We start from the raw sequence: 13467 nt of genomic DNA on the forward strand, positions 1-13467 counted from the left end.
CGGCGTCTCGGTGAAGAAGGAAGCCCAGATCTCCGGCGATGCCGAGAAGGGCATGCTCGATGGGACGCCGCTCGGCACCGGCAAGGGTGATGTCGCGACGGTGCTGCCCGAGCTGAACACCAAGTGCACCGCTGCGCTGAAGCAGTGAGGCAGATCGATTCATGAATCCGACCATCGGCTGGATCCGCCAGCTCGCGGAGTCCTGGGGTGTGCCCGCGGTGCTGGTGCCGCTGGTCCCGTTCCTGATCCTGCTGATCGCCCTGTACGCCGTCATCGGGCTGGCGGCGTACGGGGCGAAGCGGAAGTGGGCCCGGGCCGACAAGACGATCGCGTTCTGGCTGTTCATCTCGCCCTGGCTGATCGGCTTCCTGATCTTCACGGTCGGACCCATGATCTCCTCGGTCTATGTCAGCCTGACCTCCTGGGACCTGATCACGCCGCCCACGTTCGTGGGATTCGGCAACTACACCGAGGCCTTCCAGGATCCGAAGGTGGCGCAGGCGCTCAAGGTGACCCTGCTGTACGCCGTGATCAGCGTGCCGCTGCAGACGGTGCTCGCGTTCCTGGTCGCCTTGCTGATGAATGTGGATCTGCCCGGGATCAGGCTGTTCCGCACGATCTGGTACCTGCCGAGCCTGGTGTCCGGCGTGGCCCAGATGGTGTTGTTCCTGTGGGTCTTCAACCCGCAGTACGGGCTGGCCAACGATCTGCTGGCGAAGGTCGGCATTCAGGGGCCGGGGTGGTTCAACGACGCGTCCTGGGCACTGCCGACGGTGATCCTGATGAGCCTGTGGACCGTGGGTAGCGCGATGGTGATCTACCTGGCCGGCCTGAAGGACGTGCCGCTGAACCTGTACGAGGCGGCCGCGCTGGACGGGGCGAGTGTGACCCGGGTGTTCTGGCACATCACGCTGCCGCAGCTCAGCCCGATCATCCTGTTCAACATCCTGACCGGGATCATCGGCGCATTGCAGATCTTCACCCAGGGCTTCATCGCCGACGGTGGTCCGAAGAACTCGCTGCTGTTCTTCGTCTACTACCTGTACGAGAACGCGTTCCAGAACTTCCGGATGGGCTACGCCTCGGCACTGGCCTGGATGCTGTTCGTCATCATCCTCGCGCTCACGGCCGTCACCGCTCGCGCCAGCTCGTTCGCCGTGTACTACGAGACCGAGCAGGGCGGCGGCGGACGTCGCCGACGCTCCTCGAGGAAGGCTCGCTAATGGCGGTGTCGGTGAGCGAATCACCTGTCCTGGTAGCCGGCCCGCGGACGGGCCTGCGGGCAGACCGCCCGTACTGGCGGCGGAACCTGCCGGTCACGATCGTCCTGTACGTCGTACTGGCGCTCGGGTCGCTCGCGTTCGTGTACCCGTTCCTGTGGATGATCGCGACCTCGTTGCGCTCGCTGGCCGGGGTCGGGAGCGCCGGTGCGAGCATCTGGCCGCGCGAGTTCCTCTGGGACAACTACTCGCGCGCGATCACCTCGTTCCCCTTCTGGCGGTACGCGCTGAACTCGGTGCTGACCACGCTGATCCCGATCGTGGGCACGGTCTTCTCGTGTTCGCTGGCGGGGTTCGCGTTCGCCCGGCTGCGGGTGCGGTTCTCCGGGGTGGTCTTCGCGATCGTGCTCGCCACGATGCTGCTGCCGGGGGAGGTGACGATGGTGCCGCAGTTCATGCTGTTCAACAACCTCGGCATGATCGACACGCTGTACCCGCTGATCCTGCCGGCGTTCTTCGGCTCGCCGTTCTACATCTTCCTGTTCCGCCAGTTCTTCGCCCGGATGCCGTCCGAGCTGGCCGACGCGGCGGTGATGGACGGGTGCGGGTGGTTCCGCATGTTCCTGCTGGTCTACCTGCCGCTGGCCCGGCCCGCCGTGGTGGCGGTGTCGATCCTGCTGTTCATGGGCTACTGGAACAACTTCCTCGGGCCGGCGATCTACATCAACTCCGACCAGTGGAAGACGTTGCCGTTGGCGCTGGCCGGCTTCCAGTCCGTCAACGGCACCGACACCCCGTTGCTGATGGCAACCTCCATCCTGATCACCCTGCCCTGCCTGGCGATCTTCTTCTTCGCGCAGAAGCAGATCACCAACGGCATCACCTTCACCGGCAGCCGCTGATCGGCGTACTAGGTGTTGCGGACGAGCTGGTAGGTGAGGAAGGCGACGCCGTCGCCGATCGTTCGGGTGTCGACCAAGCGGAGGGGCAACATTGCGCTGGTCTCGCCGAGGAGGCGTTTGCCGGCCCCGAGCACGAACGGGAAGACCATCAGCCGCAGCTCATCGGCAAGGTCGTGCTCCATCAGCGTGGGTACCAGCCCGCTGCTGGCGTAGACGACGATATCCCCGTTCACCCTTTCCTTCAGCTTCGAGACCTCGGTCACCACGTCGCCCTTCAGTACCGTCGAGTTGATCCACTCGAGATCTCCGAGGGTCGACGACACGACGTACTTGGGCAGGCTTCTCAACCTCTCCGCCCACTCGCCGCTCCGCGATCCCCACCCCCGAGCGACGAAGTACTCGTAGCTCCGTCGACCCATCAGCAGGGCCTCGGCGCCCAGCGCCTCCTCCAACTCGGCCTTGGCCCACGCTTCGCGGTCCGTGTCCCCGACCCGGCCGAACCAGCCGCCGCGCTGGAAGCCCTCCTCACCGGTCGGGTCCTGCATGACTCCATCGAGCGTGACGTTCTCGCTGATGACGATCTTTCCCATGGCCGTTCTCCCTTGGTGTTGTCGGCTATCAAGGATCTAGACGCCACGATGGTGGGAAAGGGGGCGCCCGCCGACCGCCCCGTTTGCTCCTCGGCCGGCGTCTGTACAGGGTGGAAGCAAGAGAGAGGTGGCGAGAGTGGAGTTGCCGAGAGCCGATCTGATCAGCCGGGCGCGGGGTGGAGATGGTGAGGCGTTCCGAGCGCTCACCGAACCGCATCGCCGCGAGCTACAGGTGCACTGCTACCGGATGCTCGGATCGTTCCAGGATGCCGAGGACGCTCTCCAGGACACTTTGCTGGCCGCCTGGCGGGGCCTCGAAGGGTTTGACGGTCGTGCCTCGCTGCGCACCTGGCTCTACCGGATCGCCACCAATCGGTGCCTCAGCACGCTCCGCTCGGCGAGCCGACGCCCGGCCAAGGAGTGGGACATCCCTGGGGTCGAACCGCCCGAACCGACCCGACTCGGCGAGGTCGTCTGGCTCGAGCCGTACCCGGACACTCTCCTCGAAGGCGCGATCAATCTGCCGCTCGGTCCAGAGGCCCGGTACGAGCAGACCGAATCCATTTCAGTGGCGTTCGTGACGGCACTGCAGCTCCTGCCGCCTCGCCAGCTCGCGGTCCTCATCCTGCGCGACGTGCTCGGGTTCCACGCCCTTGAGGTGGCCGACATGCTGGACACGACCGTCGACTCGGTCAAGAGCGCCCTCAAGCGAGCGCGCGCCGGCCTGCAGCACTGGCGGTCGACGGTTGCCGACCACGAGCAGCCTCCCGCTGCCGACTCACTCGCTGAGAATGCAGTGGTGGCGAGCTTCGTCCGCGCCTGGGAGACCGCCGACATCGACGCGCTGGTGGCCCTGCTGACCGACGACGTCTTCATGTCCATGCCACCGCTGCCCCTGGAATACCAGGGTCTCGACGACGTGACCCGCTTCTGCACCGGCATCCTGCGCGCGGACCGGCGGTTCAGCCTCGTGCCGACCCGGGCCAACGGCCAGCCGGCGTTCGGGGCCTACCTGCGGTCTTCCACCGGCATCCGCCACGGCACCGGCCTGTTCGTCCTCACCCTCGCAGGCAACCGGATCTCCGCCCTGATCCGCTTCGAAAACACCATGCTCCCGCCCTTCGGCCTACCCCGATCACTCCCTCGTCTTGAACGCGGAGTGTGATGCACTCCTGACCGGGCAGACTGTGGTCCATGCTGGACGACAACCGCATCTTGCTCATGGGTTTCCATCCCGAAGACGGACGGGTGATCATCGCGCGGAACAATCCGGACAACGCGCGGTACGTCGTCGTCATCGTTCCCGGGATCGGTTCTGGGCTGCATCTCATGGACGAGCTGATGGGACAGGCGGAGGATCTGTTCCGCCGGCTCGCGGTGGACCCGGACGACGACGACATCTCGGTGGTCCTCTGGGCCGACTACGTGGCGCCTCAGACGGCGGCGGAAGCTCGGGACCCGGCGTTCGCCGCCCAGGTCACCTCTCGGTTCGCCAGTTTTCTCGCCGCCCTGCCGGTGACGGCGGAACACGGGCGCTACCAGAAGGCGGCCAGGGTCGTGGTGATCGCGCGCGGCTACGGCGGACTGGTCGCCGGGTTCACCGGACGGGATCACGGTCTGACCGCGGATGCGCTGGTACTCCTTGGCTGCCCAGCGGCCGGCGTCGAAACGGCGGCAGCGCTGCGGACCGCCGGGCCGGTCTACGCGACCTCCGCCGAGGTCGGCAGTGACGGCACTCCCGCCGGCGTGCACGGTCCACGGCCGGACAGCCCGGAGTTCGGGGCGACGCTGCTCCGATCCGGCCCGTTGTCGTTCCAGCGTGATCCGTTCGTCCGGTATCACCCGTCGCTACGTCCGATCATCTTCGGCGACGCATAACCGCGCTTACGAGCCGAAATGCAGATGCGACGCCCACAGGGACGGCGTACCGGAGTAGTAGTCCCGCTGTTGACGGATGGCCCGATGCAGGGAGTACGCGGCGCGGGCGGGGTCGAGGGTGTCGGTGCCCGGGATGCGCAGTCCGCGATAGAAGTCTTCGGTGATCTCGGCGGCGACCTCGTCGTCCAGCTCCCACAACGTCCCGACGACCTGTGGGAAACCGGCCGCCTGCAAGGCCCCCGCTAGGTGCATCGCCTCGTCAAGCAGGCGCTCGGTTGAGTTCACGGCGGTGTGACAGGCGGAGAGATACGCCAGTTGCGCGCCGTCCAGATTGACGGCGCTGAGGTCGCCGACGCTCAGTGGGTTCCGTTCGTGGTCGTGCAACAAGAGCCGGCTGTTCGCCGGGTTCTCGAGGTCGTAGCTCCCGTGACACGCGAAGTGCGCGATGCGGTGACCGGGCAGCTCCGCGAGGACCTGGTCCCGATCGGGCCTGGTCAGGGTCTGCGGGTTGGGGAGGATGCTGGTCAGCAGTTCGGTTTCGGTGCGGACGTTGCGCAGCTCCGACAGCCCCGGAGTGACGGGCATGGCGATGATCAGTGAGCGGTTCGGGAAAGCAGTGGCGGCCGCCTGCCGGCGCCGCGCGTGCCGGAGGCTTCTGATGGTGGGGGTGTAGGAGGACACGACACGGTCCAGCACCGTCCGCCCGCTCGCCGGGTCGTCGTGATGGCCCGCAGCATGCAGCGGCAACAGGCTGAGGTATCCACCGGGCGCCCACCACAGCCGCGGCCAGGGGGCATCATCAGCGGGAGTTCCGTGGTAGCCGAGCGCCTCGAGCACCGGTCCGGTGACGTTGTCCCAGAGCCACTTCAGTACTCCGGTCAGAATGTCCTGCGCCGCAACGCGATCCGCGGCCGGATCGTACGCCTCGCGGAGGGCGACGTGGAACGCGTTGACCTGGTCGATCACCGCTGGTGCGGTCAGGCGGGGCAACGGCAACGCCGTGATGCCATCCTTGGTGAGCAGAAGCGCGTTGCCGCCGTACGCGATGTTGAACGTGACGACCGGCCCCTGGTCAGCCGCGGCAAGCAACTCGTCCGCGGTCGGTGGAAGGGCGAAGGTGGCGAACCCGTCCAACTGCTGGATCTCGCGCAGCGTCGCGGTCAACTCCGTGGCCGCTCCGATGCGGTACCCGTCCTCGTGGATGGCTGGGTCGGTGTCTCGATCGAGCAGTTCCCGCAGCGTGGTGAATCGTGTCGCCAGGTCGGGGTGAGCCTGTCGGAGGTCGGTCAGGTCGCCGCGGATGTCCAGGAGTTGGCTCAAGAGCACCGCGCGCCCCGCATCCAGCAACGAAAGCGCTCGCTCGGCGCGTTGCTCAGCTGGGCGGTCCGGGGCGAGCAGCGCCAGTGCGGCGGCATTGTCGGCGAGTCCAGTGGCCGACCTGATGGCGTCCCGCTGTTCGTGGTGGCGCATGCGGCGGGGCGCGATTTCCGGCACCAGGTGAACTGCGGTTTCCAGCAAGTCGGCGGCGAGTGCCAGCTCTTCGGTGCCGGGTGCCCGGTTCTCGACGGCCAGCCAGGCAGCCATCTTGGCGCCCTCAACCCGGATTCGCGGTGCCGCCGTGGCGGAGCCGACCAGCTCCGCGAGCACCCGGAGCGCTTCCGACCGATCAGCCTCGATGGCGGTCCCGGGGTCCGTCTCGGGGTGGGCGCCTCGGATCCGGACTTCGAGCGCTCGTGCCAGGATGAGCAACAGCTTCGGCCGGTCGAAGTCATCTGCGGCCAGGACGGCCTGACGCCCGGCGTCCACCGCCGCGTCGATGTCGTCCGAGTACGGATGCAGGTCGGCGCGGGAGCGCAGCAGGCCCGAGAGGTTCGCGAACGTGTCCGCCCGGTGATCGCTGTCTCCCGTCAGCAGCCCGGTCGCGCGGCGGCCCAGTTCGATGGCCTCGTCGAGGTCGGACTCGGCGCCGCGCTGCTCGAACCGGATTCTCAACGTATCGCTCAGCGATACGGCGATCTGGGCGTTGCCGGCATCGTGCGCGAGGGCGCGCCGACCGGCCTCGACCGCTTCGTCGAGGTCCGCAGCGCTGTCTGTCTGGGTGAACCGGGCCTTCAGCGCGTAGCCGAGCGACGTGAGGCTATGGGCGAATTCGACGTCATCGCCGCTGGTCACCGCAACCACCTGGCGTCGCGCCTCGACCGCCCCGTCGATGTCGGCCAGCACGTAGGTCCATTCGAAACGCCGCATCAGGTACGCGCCGAGCAGGCGCAGTACGTCGGCGTGTCCGGGCTCGTCCCGACCGGTCCGGTCGTTCCAGATGTCCGACGCACGCAACTGGATGTAGCCGATGGCCCGATGGACCGATGGGGGATTCCCGGTGGCGATCGCCGCGGCAGCGTGGCGAACCAGGGCGATCGCTGCGTCGAGATCGTCCAGTTCCGCCGCCACCCGGGCGCGCTGGTCCAGCACGTGCGCCAGGTTGAGCAGCACGCCCGGTGGAGCCTCCGACAGTGCCGCTACATCGATCCCGCTCGCGATGCTCGCGGCTTCGTCCAGGTCGCCGCGAGCGTCCCGTTGCGTGGAGCGGTTGAACAGGGCGCCGCAGAGGTCCGACAGGCAGTAGAGCCGCTCGATGTCGGTTGCCGCGGCCGTCAAGGCAGCCCGGAGGGTGTCTATCCCTTCGTCCAGATCTCGCGGATCTTTCCTTGTCTGGAAGCGACCCAGCAGCTCGAACGCAAGGCTGGTCAGACGCCCGCTACGCTCGGAGCCAAGCTGTCGCGCCTTGGTGAGGTTGGTGAGCATGGCCGGGCGGTGCGGATCGGCCGGGTGGGCGATCGCGACCGCTCGCTGGGCGGCGTCGGTTGCCTCGGTCAGATCGTCTGGACTGCTCGCGAGTTCGAAGCGCAGCAGCAGCACCGCGCTCAGGTTCGACAGCGTGCCGGCCAGTTTGTCCTGCGTGGCCAGGGGAACAGACCTGCGCGCGATGGCGATGGCCTCGTCCAGATCCCGCACGTCGCGAGTGTGCTCGTAGCGGGTCTTGAGAATCGCGCAGAGGTTCGAGAGATACATACCGAGCTGGGGATCGTCGGCGCCGAGTTCCACCGCGTGGCGGACGGCAGCCGCCGCGTTGTCGATGTCTTCGACGGCACCGGTTTGCTGGAACCGGGTGAGCAGCGCGACCCCGAGGAACGACACCCGCCGGGCGAACTCCGGTTGTGTCGCCGGAGCGACTTCCAGCACGTTGCCGCACCGAACGATGACCTCCGTGAGCAAGGCCGTGTCGCGGTTCGCCGTTGCGTGTTGGACCATCGCAGCCAGCTCCGGCATCGCCAGGTCTCCGAGTGCGGGCAGCAGCGGCTCGGGGAACCCCAGCTGACCGATCTGGCTCGCCGCCGGGGACAACAACTCCAGCGCGTTGTCGATCGCGGCCTGCTGCTGCTCGTCCTGCAGAGCCTCGGCCTGGTGCCAAGTCAGCCAGCCGAGCAGGTACCTGGCCTCGACGTCCAGGGACTGCTGTTCATCCAGGCTGTCCACCAAGTCCGCCGCCACCGCCAAGACAGCCGGCGCCATCGCCTGCGATGGATCGCGGGTCTCCTGGATGCGCGACAGGAGCTCGCCGAGGAGCTGGATCAGGTCGTCCCGACGTCCCATCCGGTCCTCTCCTGAGTGACTGTGACGTAGCGTACGATTGCGGAACCTCGCGGTGCTGGGGTCGCGGGAATCTACCATTTTCGAGGGAGCAGTGGGACGCGATAACAGGTCGACGGAGCAGGTAGCTGACGCCATCGCGTACGTCTGCGAGAACCTCGCAGCCATCCGTACCACCTGGAATCGTGGCCCCGCCGATGGCCCGCGACAGTTCGACGAATTGCTCGCCGCCTTGTGCAACGGAACGGATCCTGCCGACCTGCTCGAAACGGTCCACCGCGCCTTGCGCAGGGCACAGGACGCCGTCGGGGTGTTCGGCCGCAACCGGGACGCGTCGATGACGACGCTGGCCGGCATCCACCGCGATCGCCCCCGTGAGCCCGTCCTGCTGTGCCCGCGTGCAAGTCATCCGTGCGCTCGCTTCGCCTGGCCGGACCGCGGCGACAGACCGGCCTGTGCCGTGACCGGTACTCCGCTCCGACGTGCGACGCTCGCGCCGTGACCGGGATTCTCGGTGGGTTCAGCGGCCAGCTCGGCAAAGAGCTCGCCGACAAGTGGCTCGGCCTGCTGGCACTGCCGGGTGCGCTGTTCCTCGCGGTCGTCGCGACCGCTCGCGCAGTCGGCCAGTCGCACGCGCTGGATGTTCCCCGGCTGGTGCGCCAGGTCTCCGAGTGGGCGCATGATCCGGCGGTCAACACCATCGGCGGCCAGGTCGTCTTGGTGGTGGCCGCGCTCGCCATGTCCGTGGCTGTAGGACTGGTCGCTCGCGTTCTGGGCTCGGCGATCGAGCGGGTGGTGCTGGCGGCGGACTGGCATTCCTGGCCGCGCCCGGCGCGTGCGTTCGCGCTGCGGCTAAGTCGAGCGCGCCAGAGCCGGTGGGACGACGCTCACCGCGAGTACAGCGCTCGGTGGGCCGAGGCAGCGCACGCGATCGCGACGAACCGCCTGCTCGATCCGGAGCCGCGCCATGCCGCGCTCCACGTCAGGACGTCGATTGCGGTGGAACGGCCGGACCGGCCGACCTGGAGCGGTGACCGGATCCACGGCGTCTCGGTGCGGCTCCTCCGCGATCATCGGCTCGACCTCGCACTCCTGTGGCCGCACCTGTGGTTGATCCTTCCCGAACAGGAGCGGAACGAGATCACGGCGGCACGGGTCGCCATCACCCGGGCGACCGAGCTTGGCGCGTGGGCGGTGCTGTACGTACCGCTGATCTACTTGTGGTGGCCCGCCGGCATCATCGCGGCTCTGCTCGGAATGACCGCCCGTCGGCGCACCAGAGCTGCGACGGACAGCTATGCCCGGCTTGTCGAGGCAGCCGTCCGCCTCCACGCTCGCGACCTCGCACAGCGCCTCGGCATCGAATTCGCCGGCCCGCTGCCCGCGGACGCCGGAGACCTGTTCGACGAGCTGCTCAACTCCGTCCCGCCAGCAGCGGGTGCGTGACGGTCGGCTACTTGCCGTCGGCGATTTCTTGGCAGATGTCCCAGGCAGCTTGGCGTAGGAGGGCTGCCGTGTCGGCGTCCAGACCCTTGACCGGGGCGTCAATTCCGACGGGGTCCTCGCCGAGTAGCGAGATGAGGAAGACGCACGCCGCGAGGTAGCTGCCGGCGGGGGCGGGGTGGCTCTTGTCGTCGTCGTGCAGCAGCGGGTGCTCGTGCGTGCGGAGGAAGCGCTCCCAGACCATGCCGACGGGGACCAGTTCGGCGCCGAGTTCGGCTGCGATGGTCGCGTACGCCTTCGTGAGCACCTGTTGGGCCTCGGGAGCATCGCTGCGAGCCCACGTCATGTACAGCGCGGTCCGCGCGCCTGCCGCCTCGATCGCGGCATGAAAATCCCGGACGCTGTCATGCATGCGCGCCGCGTTCTTGACCGGCAACGTGCTCTGCTCCTGCAGTACGACGATGTCGTACGACTCCTCGGCGATCGCGGCGAGCGCCGTACCGGCATTGAGATGTTGCCGAAGTGAGGCACCACCCGCAGAGATCAGCCGATGCTCAACCACCACGCCCCGTTCCTTCGCGAGCCGGGCAACCAGCCCGGGAAGGTCGTTGCGCGCCGAGTAACTGTTGCCAATAAACAGGATCCGCACCTGCACGACCCTAGTGCCGAAGCGGTGCACCGCGACCGCCCTGCGATCACGAGCAGCGCTCCGGCTCCTGGCTACTTCTTGTAGAGGGCTTCTACGTCGGCTTCGTGGTTCTTCATCACGATGTGGCGGCGGAGGGAGAGCTTGAGGGAGAGTTCGCCCTTCTCCTGGGTCCAGTCGTCGGGGAGGATGGCGAACTTCTTGATCCCCTCGGCCTTGGAGACGGCGGTGTTGGCGTCGTCGACGGCGGACTGGACCTCGGCGATCAGGTCCTTGTCGTCCACCAGGAGCGACATGTCGTTGGCCTTGCCGTTGCGCTCGGCCCAGGGACCGATGGTCTCCGGGTCGATGGTGATCAGGGCGGCGATGAACGGCTTGCCGTCGCCGACGACCATGGCCTGGCTGACCAGCGGGTGGCTGCGGATCCGGTCCTCCAGGACCGCGGGGGCGACGTTCTTGCCACCGGCGGTGACGAGGATCTCCTTCTTCCTGCCGGTAATCCGGATGAACCCGTCGGCGTCGAACTCGCCCAGGTCGCCAGTGTGGAACCAGCCGTCCACGATCGCGGCCGCGGTGGCCTCGTCGTTCTTCCAGTAGCCGAGCATCACCTGGCCACCCTTGAAGCAGAGCTCGCCGTCTTCCGCGACGCCGACGGTCACGCCGGGCAGCGGCCGGCCGACGGTGCCGATGCGGAGGTCGTTGGGCAGGTTCACCGAGAGGGCCGCGGTGGTCTCGGTCAGGCCGTAGCCCTCGAGGACCGGTACGCCGATGCCGCGGAAGAAGTGACCGAGGCGTTCACCGAGCGGGGCACCGCCGGAGACGGCGTAGTCGACCTTGCCGCCGAGGACGTTGCGCAGTTTGGCGTAGACCAGCCTGTCGAAGAGCGCGTGCTTGGCCTTCAGACCGAGGCCGGGACCACTTTGGTCGAGCGCCTGGGAGTAGGCGATCGCGGTGTCGGCGGCGGCGTCGAAGATCTTGCCCTTGCCGGCCGAGTGCGCGGTCTGGGCGGCGGAGTTGAACACCTTCTCGAACACTCGCGGCACGCTCAGGATGAAGGTCGGCTTGAACTCACCGAGATCCGCGACCAGGTTCTTCACGTCCGCGGTGTGGGCGACCTTGACCCGCATCATCACGCAGCCGACCTGGATGATCCGCGCGAACACGTGCGCCAACGGCAGGAACAGCAGGGTCGAAGCACCGTCCAGCTTGAACAGGTCGGGCAGCACCTTCACCGCGGTGCCGAGCTCGTCCATGAAGTTGGCGTGCGTGATCTTGCAGCCCTTGGGCCGGCCGGTGGTCCCGGACGTGTAGATGAGCGTCGCCAGGTCGGACGGCACGACCGCCGTACGGCGCTTGTCGAGCTCGGCGTCGGTGATGTCCTGCCCGAGCACGGACAGTTCGTCGACGGCGCCCGACTCGATCTGCCAGACCTCCTGCAGCGCGGGCGCCTCGGCCCGGGCCGACTCCACCACGGCGCCATGGGCGGCGTTCTCGACCACCGCGGCGACGGCCTCGGAGTCGGTCAGGATCCACTGGATCTGCGACGCGGACGAGGTCTCGTAGATCGGCACGGTGGACGCGCCGATGCTCCAGATCGCGTAGTCGATCAGGGTCCACTCGTACCGGGTGGCGCTGAGCAGGGCGACCCGGTCGCCGTGCTTCACGCCGGCCGCGATCAGGCCCTTGGCCGCCGCGCTCACCTGCCGTGCGAACTCCGCCGCGGACACGTCCAGCCAGCCGCCCTCGACCCGGCGGCTGAAGACCGCGGTGTCAGGATGGGAAGACGCGTTCGCCCAGACGGGATCGCTCAGGCCGCCGGTGGTCGGGGGCTCGATCACCGGTGGAACGGTGTACTCACGCATTCCGTGTTCTCCTCAGTCGGTCACGAATTGTCGACTCCGGCGCACGCTACAGTCGTTTACCCGGAAGTAGCCAGACACATGTGACCCAGAGAACTCAGACTTCGGGGAGTGGACTTACAGGCATGCCAGCGCTCGACATCAGTTGCGACGACCTGGTCGTTGCTGATCCAGCCTACGTCGCCGAGAGGCTCGGAGCGGACACCCTCTGGCGCGAGTGGTGGCCGGAGCTGACCCTGACCCCATCGGAGCGACGTGGGCTGGAGGGGGTCCGCTGGGCCGTGACCGGGGCGGCGATCGGTACTGCAGAGTGGTGGCTCGAGCCGGTCCGCGACGGTGTCGTGGTCCATTGGTACCTCCGGGTCGACCCCGAGCGGGCGGCGGGTCCACGGGCCCTGCTGAGGCTCCAGGAGCGCTACGTCGCGCAGTACCGGGTCAACATCTGGCGGTTCAAGGACGAGGTCGAGCGGGGCCGCGCCGCGGGCGAGCACCGAACCGGCTGGGAACCCGCGATAGTCTCTCGCGTGGGCAGCGGCGCCCAGCAACCGTCCCGGCAGCGAAGAGGTGAATCGATGGCAGAGCAGACCACCTCGACCATCGTCGTGAACGCGACTCCGAAGGCGATCATGGCGGTGATCGCGGACTTCGAGGCGTACCCGGAATGGGCCGACTCGATGCGCGAGACCGAGGTGCTGTCCACCGACGAGGCCGGCCGGCCGAAACAGGTGCGGTTCAAGGTGGATGCCGGGGCGATCTCCGACGAGTACACGCTGAACTACGTCTGGTCCCGCAACGAGGTCACCTGGACGCTGGTCCAGGCCAAGATGGTCAAGGGCATGGACGGTGCCTACGTACTGCGTGACGCGGGTGACGGGCAGACCGAGGTGACGTACCGGCTGGCCGTGGACGTGGCGATCCCGATGATCGGGATGCTCAAGCGCAAGGCGGAGAAGGTCATCATCGACACGGCCCTGAAGGGGCTCAAAAAGCGCGTCGAGTCCTGATCACGGTGACCCGGGTTCTGCTGTACACAGGGAAAGGCGGCGTGGGGAAGACCACGTCCGCGGCCGGCACCGCCACGCTGGCCGCGCTGCGAGGCCTGCGCACGCTGGTGCTGTCCACCGATGCCGCGCACTCGCTGTCGGACGCGTTCGACAGCCAGGTCGGCGGCGAGCCGACCGAGATCGACGACCTGCTGTTCGTCCAGCAGATCGACGCGCAACGGCGCTTCGAGCGGTCCTGGGGCGACATCCAGGCCTATCTGCGCTCGGTGCTGCATGT

At 67.7% G+C, this 13467-nt stretch carries 12 protein-coding genes; 8 read left to right on the forward strand and 4 right to left on the reverse strand.

The genetic code is table 11. The features are described 5' to 3' along the window. The first annotated feature begins 161 nt into the window (after positions 1 to 161). Complete coding sequence (locus VFG33_RS25510; protein WP_325055482.1) at positions 162 to 1223, forward strand: carbohydrate ABC transporter permease; 1062 nt, start codon at positions 162 to 164, stop codon at positions 1221 to 1223. A gap of 11 nt (positions 1224 to 1234) precedes the next feature. Continuing rightward, entirely contained in the window at positions 1235 to 2122 is an 888-nt protein-coding gene (locus VFG33_RS25515) for a carbohydrate ABC transporter permease (RefSeq protein ID WP_325055483.1), read from the forward strand. 8 nt (positions 2123 to 2130) lie between these two features. Here the strand turns inward: VFG33_RS25515 and VFG33_RS25520 are convergent, their stop codons facing one another. Next, positions 2131 to 2712 carry a dihydrofolate reductase family protein gene (locus tag VFG33_RS25520; protein ID WP_325055484.1) on the reverse strand — a complete coding sequence of 194 codons (582 nt, stop codon included), beginning with the start codon at positions 2710 to 2712 and terminating at the stop codon, positions 2131 to 2133. 136 nt (positions 2713 to 2848) lie between these two features. Between VFG33_RS25520 and VFG33_RS25525 the strand changes: the two genes are divergently transcribed. Together VFG33_RS25525 and VFG33_RS25530 are read left to right on the forward strand one after the other, a co-directional pair. Beyond that, positions 2849 to 3877 carry a sigma-70 family RNA polymerase sigma factor gene (locus VFG33_RS25525; RefSeq protein ID WP_325055485.1) on the forward strand — a complete coding sequence of 343 codons (1029 nt, stop codon included), beginning with the start codon at positions 2849 to 2851 and terminating at the stop codon, positions 3875 to 3877. Positions 3878 to 3906: 29 nt separating this feature from the next. Further along, positions 3907 to 4590, forward strand: a complete 684-nt coding sequence (locus VFG33_RS25530) for an alpha/beta hydrolase (protein ID WP_325055486.1) — start codon at positions 3907 to 3909, stop codon at positions 4588 to 4590. Positions 4591 to 4596: 6 nt separating this feature from the next. Here VFG33_RS25530 and VFG33_RS25535 read toward each other — a convergent pair whose 3' ends face one another. Then, entirely contained in the window at positions 4597 to 8241 is a 3645-nt protein-coding gene (locus VFG33_RS25535; protein WP_325055487.1) for a CHAT domain-containing protein, read from the reverse strand. Positions 8242 to 8332: 91 nt separating this feature from the next. Between VFG33_RS25535 and VFG33_RS25540 the strand changes: the two genes are divergently transcribed. After that, positions 8333 to 8740, forward strand: coding sequence for a hypothetical protein (locus VFG33_RS25540; RefSeq protein WP_325055488.1), 408 nt, complete (start codon positions 8333 to 8335; stop codon positions 8738 to 8740). Continuing rightward, a complete protein-coding gene (locus tag VFG33_RS25545; RefSeq protein WP_325055489.1) occupies positions 8737 to 9684 on the forward strand; it encodes a hypothetical protein in 948 nt (315 codons plus the stop codon). The genes VFG33_RS25540 and VFG33_RS25545 overlap by 4 nt, the downstream gene beginning before the upstream one ends. Positions 9685 to 9691: 7 nt before the next feature. On the opposite strand, the gene VFG33_RS25550 is transcribed toward VFG33_RS25545, so the two are convergent. Both VFG33_RS25550 and VFG33_RS25555 read right to left on the reverse strand, forming a co-directional pair. Continuing rightward, entirely contained in the window at positions 9692 to 10330 is a 639-nt protein-coding gene (locus VFG33_RS25550) for a hypothetical protein (protein ID WP_325055490.1), read from the reverse strand. Between the two features lie 71 nt (positions 10331 to 10401). Then, a complete protein-coding gene (locus tag VFG33_RS25555; RefSeq protein WP_325055491.1) occupies positions 10402 to 12189 on the reverse strand; it encodes an AMP-dependent synthetase/ligase in 1788 nt (595 codons plus the stop codon). A gap of 122 nt (positions 12190 to 12311) precedes the next feature. Between VFG33_RS25555 and VFG33_RS25560 the strand changes: the two genes are divergently transcribed. Both VFG33_RS25560 and VFG33_RS25565 read left to right on the forward strand, forming a co-directional pair. After that, positions 12312 to 13190 (forward strand): SRPBCC family protein, encoded by an 879-nt coding sequence (locus VFG33_RS25560; RefSeq protein WP_325055492.1) that lies wholly within the window; start codon positions 12312 to 12314, stop codon positions 13188 to 13190. Positions 13191 to 13231: 41 nt separating this feature from the next. Continuing rightward, positions 13232 to 13467, forward strand: a 236-nt coding sequence (locus VFG33_RS25565) for an ArsA-related P-loop ATPase (RefSeq protein ID WP_325055493.1), incomplete at its 3' end; no start/stop codon positions are given.

Origin of the sequence: Kribbella sp. (genome assembly GCF_035687465.1) — a bacterium.
Lineage (GTDB): Bacteria > Actinomycetota > Actinomycetes > Propionibacteriales > Kribbellaceae > Kribbella.